16 protein-coding genes and 1 tRNA gene are annotated in these 17,455 nt (G+C 62.1%); 7 read left to right on the forward strand and 10 right to left on the reverse strand.

Annotated features, from left to right (window positions below):
• Positions 1-6 precede the first annotated feature (6 nt).
• The 5 genes from RA302_RS19045 to RA302_RS19065 form a co-directional block, all read right to left on the reverse strand.
• Positions 7-378 carry a limonene-1,2-epoxide hydrolase family protein gene (locus tag RA302_RS19045; protein ID WP_070160378.1) on the reverse strand — a complete coding sequence of 124 codons (372 nt, stop codon included), beginning with the start codon at positions 376-378 and terminating at the stop codon, positions 7-9.
• On the reverse strand, positions 375-1,529 hold the full coding sequence (locus tag RA302_RS19050; RefSeq protein WP_047270166.1) for a 3'(2'),5'-bisphosphate nucleotidase CysQ: 1,155 nt from the start codon (positions 1,527-1,529) through the stop codon (positions 375-377). The genes RA302_RS19045 and RA302_RS19050 overlap by 4 nt, the downstream gene beginning before the upstream one ends.
• The gene (cysC, locus tag RA302_RS19055; RefSeq protein WP_003941334.1) at positions 1,526-3,370 is read right to left on the reverse strand and encodes an adenylyl-sulfate kinase; all 1,845 of its coding nucleotides are present in this window, start codon (positions 3,368-3,370) and stop codon (positions 1,526-1,528) included. Before cysC ends, RA302_RS19050 begins: the two co-directional genes overlap by 4 nt.
• Positions 3,370-4,296: a sulfate adenylyltransferase subunit CysD gene (cysD, locus tag RA302_RS19060; RefSeq protein ID WP_003941285.1), complete on the reverse strand. Its 927-nt coding sequence runs from the start codon at positions 4,294-4,296 to the stop codon at positions 3,370-3,372. Before cysD ends, cysC begins: the two co-directional genes overlap by 1 nt.
• Before the next feature lie 143 nt (positions 4,297-4,439).
• Positions 4,440-5,375, reverse strand: coding sequence for a helix-turn-helix domain-containing protein (locus tag RA302_RS19065; RefSeq protein ID WP_030537323.1), 936 nt, complete (start codon positions 5,373-5,375; stop codon positions 4,440-4,442).
• A 116-nt stretch (positions 5,376-5,491) separates the two neighbouring features.
• On the opposite strand from RA302_RS19065, the gene RA302_RS19070 reads away from it, so the two are divergent.
• From RA302_RS19070 to RA302_RS19080, 3 genes are read left to right on the forward strand one after another with little or no spacing between them, the layout of a single operon-like run.
• Positions 5,492-6,658 (forward strand): hypothetical protein, encoded by a 1,167-nt coding sequence (locus tag RA302_RS19070; protein ID WP_064075259.1) that lies wholly within the window; start codon positions 5,492-5,494, stop codon positions 6,656-6,658.
• Between the two features lie 2 nt (positions 6,659-6,660).
• Complete coding sequence (locus RA302_RS19075) at positions 6,661-7,443, forward strand: SDR family oxidoreductase (protein WP_007726165.1); 783 nt, start codon at positions 6,661-6,663, stop codon at positions 7,441-7,443.
• A 7-nt stretch (positions 7,444-7,450) separates the two neighbouring features.
• A complete protein-coding gene (locus RA302_RS19080; RefSeq protein ID WP_007726163.1) occupies positions 7,451-8,590 on the forward strand; it encodes a sulfotransferase in 1,140 nt (379 codons plus the stop codon).
• Positions 8,591-8,663: 73 nt separating this feature from the next.
• Here RA302_RS19080 and RA302_RS19085 read toward each other — a convergent pair whose 3' ends face one another.
• Complete coding sequence (locus tag RA302_RS19085; protein WP_007726161.1) at positions 8,664-9,509, reverse strand: alpha/beta fold hydrolase; 846 nt, start codon at positions 9,507-9,509, stop codon at positions 8,664-8,666.
• Positions 9,506-11,296 carry an amidohydrolase family protein gene (locus RA302_RS19090; protein WP_070160380.1) on the reverse strand — a complete coding sequence of 597 codons (1,791 nt, stop codon included), beginning with the start codon at positions 11,294-11,296 and terminating at the stop codon, positions 9,506-9,508. The genes RA302_RS19085 and RA302_RS19090 overlap by 4 nt, the downstream gene beginning before the upstream one ends.
• Before the next feature lie 97 nt (positions 11,297-11,393).
• Between RA302_RS19090 and RA302_RS19095 the strand changes: the two genes are divergently transcribed.
• The gene (locus RA302_RS19095) at positions 11,394-12,041 is read left to right on the forward strand and encodes a TetR/AcrR family transcriptional regulator (protein WP_338477534.1); all 648 of its coding nucleotides are present in this window, start codon (positions 11,394-11,396) and stop codon (positions 12,039-12,041) included.
• A gap of 394 nt (positions 12,042-12,435) precedes the next feature.
• Positions 12,436-12,561 (forward strand): hypothetical protein, encoded by a 126-nt coding sequence (locus RA302_RS19100; RefSeq protein ID WP_255246884.1) that lies wholly within the window; start codon positions 12,436-12,438, stop codon positions 12,559-12,561.
• A gap of 82 nt (positions 12,562-12,643) precedes the next feature.
• On the opposite strand, the gene dcm is transcribed toward RA302_RS19100, so the two are convergent.
• On the reverse strand, positions 12,644-13,939 hold the full coding sequence (gene dcm, locus RA302_RS19105) for a DNA (cytosine-5-)-methyltransferase (RefSeq protein WP_063316884.1): 1,296 nt from the start codon (positions 13,937-13,939) through the stop codon (positions 12,644-12,646).
• Positions 13,940-14,098: 159 nt separating this feature from the next.
• Positions 14,099-14,169: transfer RNA gene (locus RA302_RS19110), tRNA-Cys, on the reverse strand.
• Between the two features lie 305 nt (positions 14,170-14,474).
• Here RA302_RS19110 and RA302_RS19115 point away from each other — a divergent pair.
• On the forward strand, positions 14,475-15,671 hold the full coding sequence (locus RA302_RS19115) for a multidrug effflux MFS transporter (protein WP_070160858.1): 1,197 nt from the start codon (positions 14,475-14,477) through the stop codon (positions 15,669-15,671).
• Here RA302_RS19115 and mraY read toward each other — a convergent pair.
• On the reverse strand, positions 15,668-16,744 hold the full coding sequence (gene mraY, locus RA302_RS19120; protein ID WP_003941316.1) for a phospho-N-acetylmuramoyl-pentapeptide-transferase: 1,077 nt from the start codon (positions 16,742-16,744) through the stop codon (positions 15,668-15,670). The two genes, RA302_RS19115 and mraY, sit on opposite strands and share 4 nt — an antisense overlap.
• An 85-nt stretch (positions 16,745-16,829) precedes the next feature.
• Here mraY and RA302_RS19125 point away from each other — a divergent pair, with 85 nt between their 5' ends.
• A complete protein-coding gene (locus RA302_RS19125) occupies positions 16,830-17,363 on the forward strand; it encodes a MarR family transcriptional regulator (protein WP_020970065.1) in 534 nt (177 codons plus the stop codon).
• Positions 17,364-17,455 lie beyond the last annotated feature (92 nt).

Genomic DNA, 17,455 nt, shown 5'->3' on the forward strand with positions numbered 1-17,455 from the left:
CCCCGATCAGGCCTGGCCGGCTGCCGCATTGATCGGCGCCATGTCGAAATAGTCGCGCCAGGCTTTGACCTTTCCGTCCTCGACTTCGAACACCCCCATGACCGGGAGCGCTACCTCGGCGCCGTTGATGGTGAAAACGTCGACGCGCTCGTTCATGACGGTGTTGCCGTCCGCGACCTGACGCTTGATCTGAAAGTCGATGTTGCCGAAGGCACCGACAAACTGCTCGATGAACGCCCGGACGGCCTCGCGACCGACCACGGGCTCCATCGGGATGTTGTGATAAACGACGTCATCGGTGAAGTAGTCGACGATCTTTGCAACATCGGCGTCTGCCCACAGCGCACAGAAATCGGTGATCAGTTTGTCCGATGTCATTGTGTTCCAGCCTCTTTCGAATCGTCTTCGTGGGGTTCGATGATTGCCAGGATGCTTTCGATCTCGCCTGCCGGTATCCCGAAGTACTCGGTGACGAAAACTGTGACGGCCGGTGCCTGGCCAGGTGTTCCGAGGTCGAGCAGATACCGGGCTACGACGCTCTCGCCCCACTCACGCAGCGCGAGTTCACGTATCGCCACGATTCCGCGATATTGCTGGCCTTGTTCGAGCTCGTTGCTGATGAAGGCTCCGCTGTCACCGGTTCGCTGACCGTTCTCGACCCGCCAGGCGTCGGCGGCGAAGCGGACCTTCGTTGCGTCATGAGTGAGCAATGCGTTCACGTATTCACGCGCCATGGCGACGCGTCCGCTTACCGCAGACTCCGTGGAGTGCTTGGCAATTGCGCCCAGGATCGACTCCGACAACTCCGGTCGGCAGATCACGAGATCCGGCAGGTACGGATGCGATTCGTTGTAGAGCAGCGGCGAACCGTCGATGCGGCTGCAATGCAGTCCCGCCGCCTGTGCGACGCCGACGGGTGCAGCCGAATCCCATTCCCACTGCCCACCGGCGTGCAGGTACGCGTCGACCTCGCCGCGCACCACCGCCATCGCCTTGGCGCCGGCCGATCCCATGTGCACCACGTCGGCGCCGAGTTCGGCTGCCACCGCTTCGGTGAATGCGGGTGGTCGCGATCCGCTGACTACTACGCGGAGCGGCGAGTTGGCGGCAACCGAAGCTGCCTCGTCGCCACTGGAGTACACCGCTCCGAGCGCCGGCTGAGCAACCGCGGCTGCGGTAATTCCGCTACCGCGCTCCCAAAGCGCCACGTGCACTGCCCAATCCGCATGATTCGGCAAGCCGTATTCCTTGGAGCCGTCCAGCGGATCGATGATCCAGACCCGAGCTGCATCCAGACGACTGCGATCGTCGGCAGATTCCTCAGAGAGCACGGCATCGCCCGGCCGCTCGGCAGCCAACCGGTCGAGGATGTAGGAATCGGCGGCCTTGTCGCCCCGGCGACCCAGTTCACGACCGTCGTCGACACCCAGACCCTCGGCTCGGATCCCCAGGAGGATCGCACCGGCGGCCTGCGCCAATTCCGCCGCGAGTGCCTCGTCGGCGATTCTGCTGTGTGTGGATTCGCTCACCGGTCCAACACTTCCATAATTCGCAGCGCAAGTTCGGTAGGCGTTCCGTCTTCGGGTCTGATCACCAGCTCGGGACTTGTCGGAGCTTCGTAGGGATCGTCGACTCCGGTGAATCCCGTGATTTCCCCGGCCCTGGCCTTGGCGTACATGCCCTTGGGGTCTCGGGCTTCACATTGCTCGATCGGGGTGTCGACGTAGACCTCGACGAACTTCAGCCCGGCGGCCTCGTGCGCCGCCCGCACTCGATCACGATCTTCGCGGTACGGGCTTATCAGGCAGGCCACTGCCACTGCACCTGAATCAGCGAACAACTGCGCCACCGAGCCGACTCGGCGGACGTTCTCGGCGCGGTCATCGGCACTGAATCCCAGATCCGCGTTCAATCCGTGCCGGAGGTTGTCGCCGTCGAGGCGGTACGCCGGGATACCCGCGGCCACCAAGCGGCGTTCGAGTTCCACCGCGATCGTCGACTTACCCGAGGCCGAGAGACCGGTGAGCCACACGGTGGCGCCGGCAGTCGCACGTTCCTCGCGAGAAACCTCCGAACTGTGCCAGACGACGCGCGATTCCTTGAGCGTCGGACCGTTGATCATTCCGGCGGCGACGGTATTGCCCGTGGTCTCGTCCACGAGAATGAAGCTGCCCGTCACGCGGTTGCGGCGGTAGGGATCGAACATCAACGGCTGCTGCGTCTTGATCGAGATGCGGCCGATCTCGTTGAGGGACAGAGATTCTGCCTTCTCGTCGCGGTGCAGAGAATTGACGTCCAGCCGGTAGTCGAGCTTGACGATCTGCGCTTTCGTGGAGCGCGTGGTGTGCAGCAACGAGTAGCGATTGTTCTCCGACAGAGTTGTCTGTTCGGTCAACCAACAGACCATCGCATCGATTTCCTGCCCGACCTGCGGCCGGTTGTTGAGCCGACACAATTGGTCCCCGCGGCTGACGTCGAGATCGTCGGTCAGCTCGATGCATACGGCCGAGGGCGCAAACGCTTCGTCGATCACGTCACCGCCCGGCCCGTGGACTGCCTTCACCGTCGAGGTGAATCCTGAAGGCAAAGCCACGATTTCGTCGCCGGGCTTGAAGACGCCGCTGGCCACCGTTCCGGCGTATCCACGGAAATCGTGGAGGTCGGCGTCGGTTTGCTTCTGCGGACGGATCACGTACTGCACCGGAAACCGAGCGTCGATCAAGTTGCGATCCGACGCGATGTGCACCTGCTCGAGATGGTGCAGCAGAGAAGGCCCGTCGTACCAGGACATGTTCTCGGTCCGGGCAACGATGTTGTCCCCCAACAGCGCCGAGACCGGAATGAACGTCAGGTCGTGAACGTCCAACTTGATAGCGAACTGTCGGAATTCTTCCTTGATCTCCTCGAACCGTTCCTGAGACCAGCCCACCAGGTCCATTTTGTTCACACACAGCACGAGGTGGGGTATCCCCAGGAGAGTGGACAAGAAGGCGTGCCGCCGCGTCTGTTCGAGCACCCCTTTGCGAGCATCCACCAGGATCAGGGCAAGGTCGGCCGTCGACGCGCCGGTCACCATGTTGCGGGTGTACTGCTCGTGCCCGGGAGTGTCCGCGATGATGAACTTCCGATGAGGGGTCGCGAAATACCGGTGGGCCACGTCGATCGTGATGCCCTGTTCACGCTCGGCGCGCAATCCGTCGGTCAGTAGCGCGAGGTTGGCGTACTCGTCGCCGCGTTCTCGACTGCTCCGTTCCACGGCCTCGAGTTGGTCCTCGAAGATCGACTTGGAGTCGTAGAGCAAGCGGCCGATGAGTGTCGATTTTCCGTCGTCGACACTGCCCGCTGTAGCGACTCTCAGCAGTTGCGGCATCAGAAGTACCCCTCTTTCTTACGATCTTCCATGCCAGCTTCGGAAATCCGGTCATCAGCTCTGGTTGCGCCACGCTCCGTGATACGGCTCGCCGCAACTTCTTCCACGACAGCGCCCGGTGTTTCGGCCGACGATTCGACGCATCCGGTACACGTTGCGTCGCCGACCGTACGGAAGCGCACCAACGCCTCGTAGGACTCTTCGCCGGCGCGAAGCTCGAGGAAGCGGGTGCGTGCCAACAACATTCCGTCGCGTGGAACCACCTCGCGACGATGGGCGTAGTAGATGCCGGGGAGGTCGATCTGCTCGCTCTCGATGTACTGCCAGATGTCGAGCTCTGTCCAGTTGGAGAGCGGGAAGATCCGAATATGTTCGCCCTTACGGTGTTTGCCGTTGTACAGGTTCCACAGTTCAGGTCGCTGCACCTTCGGATCCCATTGCCCGAACTCGTCCCGGAAGCTGAACACCCTCTCTTTGGCGCGCGCCTTCTCCTCGTCTCGGCGAGCACCACCGAACACGGCGTCGAACTTGTTGTCGCGAATTCCGCGCAGCAACGCGTGCGTCTGCAGGCGATTGCGACTGGAACCGACTCCGGTGTCCTCGATGACGCGTCCGGCGTCGATGTCGTCCTGCACGCTGGAGACGACAAGACGCAGGTTGAAGCGATCGACCGTCTGGTCGCGGAATTCGATCACCTCGTCGAAATTGTGACCGGTGTCGACGTGCATCACAGCGAACGGCAGTGGGGCAGGCCAGAATGCCTTGGCCGCTACGTGCAGCATCACGACGGAATCCTTACCTCCGGAGAACAGGAGGACCGGCTTTTCGAAAGTCGCTGCGACTTCGCGGAAAATATGGACCGCCTCCGCTTCGAGTGCTCGCAGATGCGACAACTCGTAGGCGGGCGGGGTCTGGAGTGTTGCCATGTCTTTCGCTCCTGAGCATCACGTACTCCGTGCGGAACACCATTTCCGCATCGGTACATTTATGTACCGGACTGGTTCTAAATTGAACGCAATCACAGAATAGAACTCGTTCTACCCAAAGGTCAATGACCGGCAATCAGACGTCACAGACCGCGAACCGGACTCCTGCCACCAACTTCCGCCGTCACCGCATCCGCCGCCGCAACCAGCGCCGCGGCGCGGCGCTCGATCTCGGCGCCCGTGATCGCCCCACCCACATACAGAGTGAGCACAAGGGCCTGATGCCCCTCGGCGTCGTAGGTCGGGGCGGCAATGAGACTCACCGGATGCTCGTCGTCAGAGCTGATGTCGCGTCCGAGATACACCCTCTCGCCCAGGCTCGAGACCATCTCACCGAGCAGTTCACGCACCTCCGGCGGAAGATCGTGCGTCGCAACGCCCGCCATCAGCGTGTGCAGTCGCTGCCCGACGGGATCCAGACTCTCGACCAGATACCCCGCAGCCCGACACTCGCGGACCACGTTCCACAGACGCTCGCGATCCAAGCGCACCGGTAGGCTCGGCTCTTTGCTCAGCCAACTGTCCATGTCGTGATCCGAACCCCAGAGGACGTACATCAGTCCGACCGGTGGAGCGAACGGGTACACCTGACCGACCTTGGCGGCGCGACGCGCGCCGATCGGTCCGGTCACTTCGAGAACGCTGATCTGATCACCGATCACACCGGACGCCGTGCACGTCGTCCCGAACTCCGTGCTCACTTTCTCCAGATGGGTGCGGGCAATGGGTCCGACGGCAAATCCCCGCTGAGCTGCACGTCCGGCCGCGATCAAGGCCGGACCGAGCCCATAGGTCTTCGACACCTCGTCCCGAGTCAGGTATCCACGATCAGCCAGCGCCGTGAGGATTCCCAAGCAGGTGGGCTTGCTGATCTCGAGCGCGCGGGCCAGTTCCGACAGCCCGAACCGCTGATCAGGGCGGCCGACGAGGTAGTCGAGCACCTGAACCACCCGTTCGGTGGGAGGCGATTGCCTCCCCCTCGAGCGTGCTGCTTCAGGCGCCTTCTCCGGTCCACCCATTGACCACTCCCTAGAACGCGTTCTATTGTCGAAATACCCAACATCTACCAAATAGGTACATATTTGTACCACGACGCTCTGGACCGGCGACATAGTCGGAACTGTGAGGAGCCAGCGTGCTGACGGACCCGTTTGCCGAGGCGATCGCCGAAGCCGAGAAATTGATCGAGACTGCGCCGCACATCAGATCCGAACAGGATCTACTGGAGGGATACCAATATCTGGCCGGCGGAATCATTGCGACGACGCATGCCGCCTGGGCCGGCGAAAAGACCCATCCGAGTTTCATCCAGGGCACCGGACCATTCACCAAGATGGGCCTCGACAACCCCGACACTCTGTACTTCGGCGCCCGTATCAACGACGACAAGGAATACAAGGTCACCGGAAAGCGCGGCACCACAGCCGATCTCAGCTTCCAGGTGTTGAGTGGGAACTACACCAACTCGAACGTTCCCGGCAGCGAAATCGCCTTCGACGACCGCGAGCTGGAGATAGACGACGACGGTAACTTCGTCGCTTGGTTCGGCCCCGGCCCTGCCGACGGCCGAGCCAACTACTACACCCTGGCGCCCGGATCCTCGCAGCTGGTCGTTCGCGAGGTCTACAGCGACTGGAGTCAGCAGCGCGGTGTGATCCGCATCGAGCGCACCGATTCGATCGGGATCGCGCCGCCACCTCTCACCGCCGAAGAGACCGAGAAGCGTTACGCCCGGGCTGGGAAGGCACTGGTCACGCGGGTCAAGACGTGGCTCCAGTTCCCGGAGTGGTTCTACCTCAAGCTCACGGTCAACACCATGACCGAACCACGCCTGACACCGGGCGGGCTGGCAACGCAGTACTCGTCGGTGGGACATTACGAACTCACCGACGAGCAGGCGATGATCATCACCGTTCCCGCCTCCGACGCACCGTATCTCGGCTTCCAACTGGGGAGCCTCTGGTACATCTCACTGGACTACGTCAATCATCAGACCTCCCTCAACAACGGCCAGGCACAGGTCGATCCGGACGGGATGGTTCGAATGGTGGTCAGCGAGAAGAACCCCGGTGTCACCAACTGGATCGAAACCGTCGGACATCCGCGCGGCATTCTGCAGTTCCGTTGGCAGCGCGTGTCCCGCGAGCTGACGCCGCAGGACGGTCCCACCGTCGAAATCGTCGCCGTCGCAGATATTGCGAAGCACCTGCCGCATTTCGACACCAACGCCATCACCGCCGAGGACTGGGCAGCACGCATTGCCCAGCGCCAGGCCGCCATCGACAACCGAATGCTGGGGTAATCATGACCGCCTTGCTCGAAGACCGTGTAGTAGTCATCTCCGGAGTCGGCCCGGCACTCGGCCGCGCTCTGGCCCTTCGATGTGCGTCGGCCGGCGCGAGTCTTGTTCTCGCAGCACGTACGCAATCGCGACTCGACGACGTTGCGAAAGAAATAGTCGATGCCGGTGGGCGCGCCGTCACCGTTGCCACGGACATCACCGACCAGGCTTCCGCCGAGAATCTGGTGGCCGAGTCCATTGCCGCCTACGGCAAAGTGGACACTCTGATCAACAATGCATTCTCAATTCCGTCGATGAAACCGTTGGCTCGCACCGATTACCAGCACATCCGCGACAGCATCGAACTGACCGTACTGGGTGCGTTGCGCCTGACTCAGCTGTTCACGCCGGCACTTGCCGAGTCGGACGGCTCCGTGGTGAACATCAATTCGATGGTGTTGCGGCATTCGCAAGAGCGTTACGGCAGCTACAAGATGGCGAAGTCGGCCCTGCTCGCCATGTCGCAGTCCCTGGCCACCGAACTCGGCCCGCAGGGAATTCGTGTCAATTCGATTGCACCCGGCTATATCTGGGGAGACACCCTCAAGGGATACTTCGCGCACCAGGCGGAGAAGTTCGGCATGACCGTCGAGCAGATCTACGAGCACACTGCGTCGAACACCGACCTCAAGCGCCTGCCGACGACGGATGAAGTATCCGACGCGGCGATCTTCCTGGCGTCTCCGATGGCCAGCGCGATCACCGGCCAATGCATCGACGTCAACTGCGGCGAATTCCATCACTAGGAGCACCATGACTGAACGCACTCACGTCGGCACCGTCGAGGATCTCCACGCCTCGGCGACGCGCATGACCGGACTGACGGACTTCGGCGTCGACGATTACACCGAAGCTCTGTCGGTCCTGCTCGAGTCCTACGACCGCGACGAGGATCTGACGCCCTTCGGCAGCAAGATCTCTCGGGTATTCCTTCGAGGCGCCCTGGTGGCACGTCTGCTCAGTGAATCTGCATGGAAGGAGCATCCGGAGCACGCCGACGTCAAGATCGAGCGGCCGATCTTCGTCACCGGATTGCCACGGACGGGCACCACTGCCTTGCACCGCCTCCTCACGGTCGACCCGGCTCACCAGGGCCTCGAGATGTGGCTGACCGAGTTCCCTCAGCCTCGCCCGCCTCGCGATACGTGGGAATCGAACCCGGTCTTCGCCAAGATCGAGGAGACATTCGGTCAACACCACGTCGAGCATCCCGAATTCATGGGCGTGCACTACATGTCCGCCAGCGAAGTCGAAGAATGTTGGCAACTCTTGCGTCAGACGTTCAAGTCCGTGTCGTACGAGTGCCTGGCGAATCTACCCACGTACTCCGCATGGCTGAAGGACCAGGAGTGGTCGAACGCCTATGCACGACACAAGAAGAACCTGCAGCTGATCGGTCTGCCCGATCAGGATCGACGGTGGGTCCTCAAGAACCCGAGCCACCTGTTCGCGCTCGACGAATTGATGGAGGCGTACCCCGACGCTCTCGTCATCCAGACTCACCGCTCCCCTACGACGATCATTCCGTCGGTATGCAGCCTGGCCGCCCAGGCGACAGAGGGTTGGTCGAACACGTTCACCGACAAGGTGATCGGCGAAAGTCAGCTCGAATTGTGGGCCAGGGGGCTCGAGCAGTTCGACAGTGCACGCGCACACCACAATCCCGCGCAGTTCATCGACGTCGACTATCAGGACTTCGTCACCGATCCACTGGGAACCGTCGAGAACATCTACACGCATTTCGACATCCCGTTGACATCTACCGCCCAGCAGTCGATGGAGGCCATGCACGAGGAAAGCCGCTCGGGTGCTCGCAAACCGTCGCACAAGTACACGCTCGAGGAGTTCGGCCTGACGAAGGAGCAGGTGGAAGAGCGATTCGGAGCTCGCTGACCACGGTTGGTCGACGACCTTGCTGACGACTGAAGCCCCCGCCGAACGGTGGGGGCTTCAGTACGAAATTCAGTCAGCTGCTGAAATGCTCACCGAGCAACCGATCCAACTCCGTCGGCGCCTCGTCGGGGATCCAGTGGCTCACACCCCGGAGAACTTCGAACCGGTACGGACCGTCGACAAACGCGGGGGTGAGCGCAGACCCTTTGGGTCCGATGGCGGCGTCGCCGTCACTCCAGACGTGCAGGGTCGGCACGGTGACCCGGGCAGCTTCCGGGTTCGGCTTGGTCATCCACATCGCGCGATACCAGTTCAGACCACCCCGCAGGCGGCCGGGAGCCAGCATGGCGTTCAGATCGCGCCGCGCATTCTCCGGCGTCTGCCCACTCGAAACCAGGAACTTCGCGCCCAGCGATGACGAGGCCAGAATCTTCTCAGGAACGAAGGGTAATTGGAACGCCCCCATGTACCACGATTTCAGTCCCTGAGTGCTGGTCACCATCGCCTTGATGAAGGCCAGCGGGTGCGGAACCGACACCGTGGTAACGGTATCGAGCAAATCCGGCCGTTCGGCAGCCACCTGCCATGCGACTGCGGCACCCCAGTCGTGGCCGACCAGGTGCACCTTTCCCACACCGAGTGCGTCGATCAGCGCGACAGTGTCGGCGGCGAGTTCGGACCCGCGGTAGGCCCAGCGCGCTTTCGGCCGGGCACCGGGTGAGTACCCTCGCTGGTCCGGCGCCACCGTGCGGAAGCCGCGGGTGTGCAGCAGCGGTGCGAGCTGATCCCACGAGCTCGAATCCTGCGGAAATCCGTGCAGGAGAACCACGACCGGACCGTCGGCGGGTCCTTCGTCGCGTACGTCGAAGGTCAGCCCGGACCGGGAGTACGAGGTGAGGCGATCCGCCGGTGTAGTCATAGCGCCACGCTAGTCTTCGCGGCCCTGGTAACCGGAGCCTTTTCACCGGCACGCAGGAACTGACCTGTCTTTTCGATTCCGAATCCGGGGGCGAATTCACCTTCGAGGTAGACGAGTCGGCCGTTGATCACCGTAGCGACCGCTGCGTCGTCGCTGCGGTTGACCATCCGGCTGATCCCGCCGTACTCGGGAACCTTTGCCTCGAACAACCCGTCCACCGACTCGTCGAGCCCGGCCGGGTCGATGACAACGAAGTCCGCGCGGTCACCCTGGCGTAGATGCCCGGCGTCGATGCCGTACCAGTCCGCCAGTTCGCCCGTCAGGCGGTGGATTGCGCGCTCGATGGTGAGGAACGGCTTGCGGTCACTCTGAGCGTCCTTGACGCGCTTGAGGAGTCGCACCGGGTAGTTGTAGAACGCCATGTTGCGCAGATGCGCGCCGGCATCGCCGAAGCCCATCTGCACACCGGAACTCGCGGCGAGTTTCTTCGCGAACTTGGGCCGGTGATTGGCAATGGTGGTGCGCCAGCGAAGATCTCGCCCGTACTTCACCACCAGGTCGAGGTACGCGTCCACCGGGTGCACTCCGCGGATGTCACCGACCTGACCGAAGTTCTTGCCGATCAACGTCTCGTCCGGGCATCCCACGATGACCGCATCGTAGAAATTGCGATGCCAGATGCGGGGTGAGAACTTGTTGTCGTAGTCCTTACGGAATGCGCGACGGTACGACTCGTCCTGGAGCAGTTCGTTGCGCTCCACCTGGTCCTTGAGGTGCAAAGCGGCGGCGCCGGCGCCGAACTCCTCGAACACGACGAGGTCGATTCCATCCGCGTAGACGGTGAAGGGAACCGGCAGGTGCTGCCACTTGAAATCGGTCTTGGCGAAGCGATTGAGCAGTGGGGCCGCAGCGAGCATGAAGTACACGATCACCGGGTAGGCCTTCGAATCCGCGCCGGAGAGCAGCGACGTCTTGAGCGGCTTCTTGCGTCCGATCGCGGAGCTTTCGGCGAAGAACGCCGCGACGTTCGGATGCAGGTTGATGGTCGGAGCGCTCTGCAAGATCTTTCCGCGATCACGAAGGATGCGATTGAGGAATCGGAACTCTTTCCACCGTGCATACGTCGACGGCAAAGAGCGAGAACGATATTCGTCGCCGTCGATCTTGTCGAGGGCATTGGTCATCGACGACAGGCCGAGCATCCCAGCGTCGATGGCATCCTCGAGCATCGAGCCCATCCGGCCGAGTTCCGAGCGAGTCGGCTTGACCTTCTTGTCGGTGCCGCGCCCCAGTCCGAGTACGTGCGTGCGGATGTCGGAATGACCGATGAAGGCCGCGACATTGGGTCCGAGGGGAAGGGCTTCGAGGGCGGCGGTGTACGCCGCGGGACCGGTCCAGGTCTTGTTCGCTTCGAGGATGCGCAGCACCGCGTCGTGGGGAACTGCTTCGACCCGGCTGAACAGATCCGCGATCTCGCGCGGCGTCGAATACACCGTCGACAGCGAGCAATTGCCGAGCACGACCGTCGTGACGCCGTGGCGAACCGATTCCGGAAGCCCTGGACTGACCAAGGCTTCGGCGTCGTAGTGCGTGTGGACGTCGACAAAGCCGGGGAGAACCCATTTGCCGGCCGCGTCGATCACTTCTGTGTCCGGCCCGATCTCGAGGCGCGTCGTGGACACCTCCGCGACCACGCCGTCTCGAATTCCGAGATTACGACGCAGACCTGGAGCCCCCGTCCCGTCGAACCACAACCCGTCGTTGACCACGATGTCGAAAGCAGACACTGTCGGACTCCTCGCCTCACGTATGTGTTACCTCACGTTATAGACAGCGTTGAGTAAAAGTCAATGAACCATTCGAACCAATACATAATATGACGGAATGGCTGCAGTCCCCCGCTCCCCCGAAGACCGTCAGAGGCAAATCCTCGAGGTGGCAGTACACATGTTGCGGACCGAGCCTTTCGACCAACTGTCGATGGATCGCGTCGCAGCCGAGGCCGGTGTCTCGCCGCCACTGCTGTTCCACTACTTCAAGAACAAGAAGGGTTTCCAGAACGCCATCCTCGAGGCCGCCTCGGCCGATCTCGAAGATCGAATGCGACCGGATCCCGAGCTACCCATCACGTCCCAGCTGCGCTCAGGTATCGAGACATTCGTCGACGCCGTTATCGAGCACCCCACCATTTACCTCGCCGTGATGCGTATGGCCGGCAGTGGCGACGTTCGAATGCGCACGATCTACCGAGGCATGCGCCGCACTTTCACCACGTGGATCGTCGCTGCGCTGACGAATCTAGACATCGAATCGAATGCGACCGTGGAGGCGACAATCGCCGGGTGGCAGGCATTCATGGAGGAAATCGTCGTCAACTGGATCGACGAGCCGACGCTCGAGCGAGGCGAAATGGTCGACCTCTGCGAACGAATCTTCTACCACTGCCTACCGGCAGCGGGCATCAGCGTGGAGCAAATAGTGGCAGCCACCGTTGTCGCGACGGCCAGTGAGTCCGGCGCAACACAACTGTGATCTTCGTGCCGGGGTTTCACAGGTGGTCACGATTGGGTATCTTGCTTGCAGTGGCACTGGACCACGACCCCAACACATGAAGGATCCAACATGGAGTCTGTCGAAAACGTATTGCCCGAGGGTGTCAAGCTCGAAGACGTCTTGAGTGTCCTCAAGGTCGCAGTTGCGGGCATCGGCCTCATCAGCGCACTTTCGGCATTCAGCTGATCGCAAAGCGTCATCGACAGGCCGGACTTCGGGGAGTCCGGCCTGTTTTTTGTTTACGTTCCTGAACAATCCGTGAACTTTTCAGCAACTTCAGCGCAAAGCGGTCATTTCGACCCAAACAAGCGTCCAGTTTGCTAACTTGTGTCTGCGACACAAGGTCGTACAGAAACACCACGCAGACACAACCTTGTACATACAAACCTGTACATACGACACGGAGGACCGAAACATGGGTTCCATCAACACCCTCAGCGCCGTCATCGACATCATCAAGGTCGTCCAGCCGTTGATCGCCAAGCTCAACCTCAGCTGATTCGCTTGGACCACACCCCTGCCAGGGCGTAACTCGAAATGGGGCCGACATCGTCGGCCCCATTTTCCGTAGGTGCCCTATCTCAGCCGAGTGCCTTCTTGATCTCTCCTGCCAGTACCGACGCCAGCTGCGGCGGCACCGCATTGCCGATCATCGTGCGCACCGCTCCCCACTTACCCTCGAAGACGTAGTCGTCGGGAAAGGTCTGGAGGCGAGCAGCTTCTCGAACGGTCAACGATCGCGTGTGTTTCGGATGCACGTTGCGTGAAGCCGAGATCATCCCGAAAGTGGTTCCGACCGTGGACGCCGGCTCGTCCCACCGGAGGCGCTTGTACGTCGTGTTGTATCCGGACGACGGTCGCATGGCCGGATCTTCGTTGTCGTGAGCCGACATTCCTTCTGGTACATCACGCAGCCACCGCAAGACGTGCTCGGGATGTTCGACGGCCCAGTGCAGCGGGTCCGTCTCGCAGGCCTGCCCGGATTCCAGCGGGGCCAGATCGACGGTGGCATCGCGGAAAGTCCTCAGCGGCGCAACATCATTCACGCCGTGAGTCTTCGGCGGGAAACGCAGCGGCCCGATACCACTGTCGCGGCGGGTCGCCACGATGAACACTCGTTCCCGGAACTGCGGGACGCCGTAATCCTGCGCATTGACCGTGTTGACCGACGCGTCGTAACCGCATGCAGCCATCTCGCCGAGAATCCGGTCGACGACCATCCCACCGTCCGGGTCTTTCATGCTCAGCAGCAGCCGAACATTTTCCATCACCACGACCTTCGGCCTCACCAGATCGGCGAGCTCGAGTAGGTTCCGGAAGAGATGGTTACGCGGATCGTCGCGGTCTCGCCGGCCGGCGAGACTGAAACCCTGACACGGCGGCCCCCCGGCCAACACATCGATATTCACCTGTGCCAGAAGATCTTTCACACGGGCTTCGTCGATCGCCCGGATGTCCTCACCGAGGCACTTCGCGCCGGGGAAGTTCCGATCGAAGGTCGCGCGCGCCTCCGGCACGACTTCGATGTATCCCTCCACCGAAAACCCCGCCATCCGAAAGCCTTCGGCCATACCGCCACAACCGGAGAACGCCGTCAATACGGTGGGGCCACCGTTTCCTGCCCCCGCGACCGCACGCCTGGCCACCGAGGCGGGGTCGTTGACCGGTGTCGCTCGACGCGCACGGGTACTACCGCTCGATCGCTTCCGGGGGGCCGCGTACGTGCCCTCACGCTTGGCTGCTTCCAACGCGGAGAGGGCCGTGAGGACTGCTCGCTCAACCGGTGGCTTCGGATATGCCTTGTCGAGTTCCCACGCGGAGACGACTGCTGACGAGACTCCCGCCTGGCGGGCGAACTGGAACTGACTGATCCCCACGTGCAAGCGCCGCGATCGCAGGTCCTGTCCCGAAATCAATTCAGTGCCTCACTCATGTGGTCCGCTCGCTCCGGCAGCCCAGACTATCGCAGCCGACCCCGCGAACCGGGACCACACAAGAGAGACCGGCAGGCGATATGCCTGCCGGTCTCCGACACGAGCGGATGACGGGACTCGAACCCGTGTGAACGGCTTTGCAGGCCGGTGCCTAGCCACTCAGCCACACCCGCGTCAGTGAGTAACTCTGCCCCGAGTCGCGGCGCCGAACCACAGTTCCGCTCAGCATGATTCGAGTGCAATCCCACCAACTGTTCCAGTCTCTGGGAAAACCGTGAGCCCTTCGGGAACAAATCGGTCAGTCTCGATGCTGACTCCCTCGGTGGGCGCAGGTCATTCGATTGCGGCCCGAAATTCGACCGAACGACCGAGCAGTTCGCCAGACCCAGACAACCCAGAAGGTTTCATGAGTGCCGAGAACACCGCCGTTGCCCCGCCCGTGAAGGCAGCTCCGCCCTTGGAGGCAGCCCCGCTGGAAATGAGCAGTGTCGACCGTAAGCCCAGCGTCGGGAAGATTCTTGCCCTCGGTTCCATGACTGCGCTCGGGCCCTTCACCATCGACATGTACCTGCCCGCGCTGCCGGATATCGGTGCCGATCTCGGAGTCTCGTCGTCAACGGTTCAGCTGACGATCACCGGAACCCTCATCGGCCTCGCACTCGGACAGCTGTTGGTCGGGCCGCTCTCGGACACTCTCGGCCGCAAGAAGCCGCTGCTCGCCGGGATCGGTGTGCACATCCTGGCTTCGCTGCTGGCGGTCTTCGCACCGAGCATCGCTGTCCTCGGCATCCTGCGGGTTTTCCAGGGCATGGGCGCGGCGGCCGCGGCAGTGGTCACCATGGCGATCGTCCGCGACCTCTACAGCGGTAACACCGTTGCCGTCGTGATGAGCCGGCTGATGCTCGTGCTCGGCGTTGCGCCGATCCTGGCGCCCAGCATCGGTGGCGCCCTCCTCGTCGCCCTCGACTGGCGCGGGATCTTCGTCGTCCTGGCACTGATCGGCGTCGGCACGGCGATGATCGGTGCGTTCGGACTGTCCGAAACATTGCCGAAGGAAAAGCGTCGCCCGAGCGGATTGACGTCGGTTCTCCGTACCTACGGTTCGCTGCTCGGCGACCGCACGTTCATGGTCCTCACGCTCGTCTCCAGCGTCGGCATGGCGTCGTTGTTCGCGTATGTCTCGGGCGCGTCGTTTGTCTATCAGGATCAGTACGGCCTCAACCAGCAGGAGTTCGCGCTGCTCTTCAGCGCAGGCGCTATCGCGTTGATCGGCGCTTCCCAGGTCAACGTCCGACTGCTCGACCGGTGGACTCCTCAGCAGATCACCAAGTGGGCCCTCGTGGCTGCCGTTGTCTCCGGGGCCGTCGTCATTGCTGTCGCGGTCCTGGAACTGGGCGGGCTCGCTGGATTCGTGATCGCACTGTGGGTCATGGCCGGCGCCATCGGGTTCGTTCTGCCCAACGCCCCGGCACTGGCGCTCGCTCGTCACGGCGAAGCGGCCGGTACTGCCGCCGCAATGCTCGGTGCATTCCAGTTCGGCGTCGGTGCGGCCATCGCGCCGGCCGTCGGCCTACTGGGAAACACGAGCACAGCCCTGGCCGTCACGATGACGGCGTGTGTGTCGCTCGGTCTGATCGCTCTTCTGGCTACGACCCGAAAGAGTGAATCGGTCTAACCGGCAGCGGAGAACCACTCGCTGTAGAAGGTGGCAAGTCCCAGGACGCACGAGATCGCGACGAAGATCCAGAATCTTGCGATCACGACGGTTTCCGGCCAACCGAGTAACTCGAAGTGATGATGGATCGGGGCCATCTTGAATACGCGTCGACCGGACGATCGGAAGACCAGAACCTGGATGATCACCGACAGGATCTCAGCGACGAACAGGGCGCCGATGATGACCATCAGCAGCTCGGTGTGCGTCGTGACGGACAGGCCGACAACCAGGCCGCCGAGTGCCAAGGAGCCGGTGTCGCCCATGAAGATCTGAGCCGGGGCGGCATTCCACCAGAGGAAGCCGAGGCACGCCCCGCCTGCGGCGGCAGCGACGATCGCTAGATCGAGAGGGTCACGAACGTCGTAGCAACCGGCGGCAGGCTCGAGGACACACGAGTTCCGGTACTGCCAACCGGCGATGACGACGTAGGTCCCCAGGATCATGCCCATCGAACCGGCCGCGAGACCGTCGAGGCCGTCGGTGAAATTGACGGCGTTGGACCAGGCGAACACCAGAATGCAGAAGAAGACCACAAAGCCGATGGCACCCATGGAGAACACCGAGATGTCACGAACATGGGACAGGTACTGGCTTCCGGGAGTGACTCCGTTGTTGTTGGAGAACTGCAGGAACAAAATGCCGAAGATGATGGCACTCGCCAGCTGACCGACGGTCTTCGCTGTCTTGTTGAGCCCGAGATTGCGCTTCTTACGGATCTTGATGAAGTCGTCGAGAAAGCCGACGATTCCCAGTGACGTGGCGAGCGCGAGAACCAGCCAACCGGATGCAGACAGCCGCGGTAGCCGCGAGCCGAATCCGATGATGTGTGCCGCCAGGTAGCCCGCCCACATACCGGCGATGATCGCGATCCCGCCCATCGACGGGGTGCCACGCTTGCCCTGATGACTCTGCGGACCCTCGATCCGAATCTCGTGCCCGAGCCCCTGCCGCGAAAGCACACGAATGAGAAACGGAGTCAGGAAGAGCGCGACGAACAACGAGACGCCACCCGCTACGAGGATTGAAATCACCCGTGGGACTCTACAGACGTAAGCGGCTGCGACACACAATCAGACAAGGCACCCGACCGCTTGCCAGCATGGGATGATCGAACTTATGTCTCCCCCCGCGCCGCTCCCCCTCGACCCCATCGAAGAGGCGCATCGTCAGTGGACGAAGCACGGTTGGAGCGATGTCGCCGACGGTATGGCTGCGGTCACGTCGGTGATGCGTGCGCAGCAGATCATGATGGCGCGGGTCGAAGAGGTACTCAAGCCTCTCGGGCTGACCTTCGCCCGCTACGAACTGCTGACGCTTCTCACCTTCACCAGGTCGGGCGCACTCCCGATGGCCAAGGCAAGTGCCCGACTCCAGGTTCACCCCACCAGCGTCACCAATGCCGTCGACCGTTTGGAGAAAGCGGAGTTGGTCAGGCGGGTCCCGCATCCCAGCGATCGCCGTGCAACGCTCATCGAGATCTCGGACGCCGGTCGCGCACTGGCCCTCGAAGCCACCGAAATGCTCAACAGCAAGGTGTTCGCTCACCCCGGACTCCAGCAGGACAAGCTCGAGCAATTGGTGACGATCCTCACTGAACTTCGCAAGACTGCGGGTGACTTCGACACCGGCGGCGCACCGACCAAGTGGTGAACCGACCACCCGTACACACAAAGAAACTGCCCTCACACTCTCGACGAGTGTGAGGGCAGTTTCAGCGCTGTTGAAATTCGGCGCTGTTGAAA

This window comes from Rhodococcus sp. DN22, from assembly GCF_036669995.1.
Lineage (GTDB): Bacteria > Actinomycetota > Actinomycetes > Mycobacteriales > Mycobacteriaceae > Rhodococcus_F > Rhodococcus_F erythropolis.

Bases quoted from the DNA above. Each gene is read 5' to 3' on its own strand.
- cysD (WP_003941285.1), bottom strand. From the start codon at position 4,296: ATGGCAACACTCCAGACCCCGCCCGCCTACGAGTTGTCGCATCTGCGA.
- RA302_RS19095 (WP_338477534.1), top strand. From the start codon at position 11,394: ATGGCTGCAGTCCCCCGCTCCCCCGAAGACCGTCAGAGGCAAATCCTC.
- cysC (WP_003941334.1), bottom strand. From the start codon at position 3,370: ATGCCGCAACTGCTGAGAGTCGCTACAGCGGGCAGTGTCGACGACGGA.
- RA302_RS19085 (WP_007726161.1), bottom strand. From the start codon at position 9,509: ATGACTACACCGGCGGATCGCCTCACCTCGTACTCCCGGTCCGGGCTG.
- RA302_RS19115 (WP_070160858.1), top strand. From the start codon at position 14,475: ATGAGCAGTGTCGACCGTAAGCCCAGCGTCGGGAAGATTCTTGCCCTC.
- RA302_RS19125 (WP_020970065.1), top strand. From the start codon at position 16,830: ATGTCTCCCCCCGCGCCGCTCCCCCTCGACCCCATCGAAGAGGCGCAT.
- RA302_RS19075 (WP_007726165.1), top strand. From the start codon at position 6,661: ATGACCGCCTTGCTCGAAGACCGTGTAGTAGTCATCTCCGGAGTCGGC.
- RA302_RS19045 (WP_070160378.1), bottom strand. From the start codon at position 378: ATGACATCGGACAAACTGATCACCGATTTCTGTGCGCTGTGGGCAGAC.
- RA302_RS19065 (WP_030537323.1), bottom strand. From the start codon at position 5,375: ATGGGTGGACCGGAGAAGGCGCCTGAAGCAGCACGCTCGAGGGGGAGG.
- RA302_RS19080 (WP_007726163.1), top strand. From the start codon at position 7,451: ATGACTGAACGCACTCACGTCGGCACCGTCGAGGATCTCCACGCCTCG.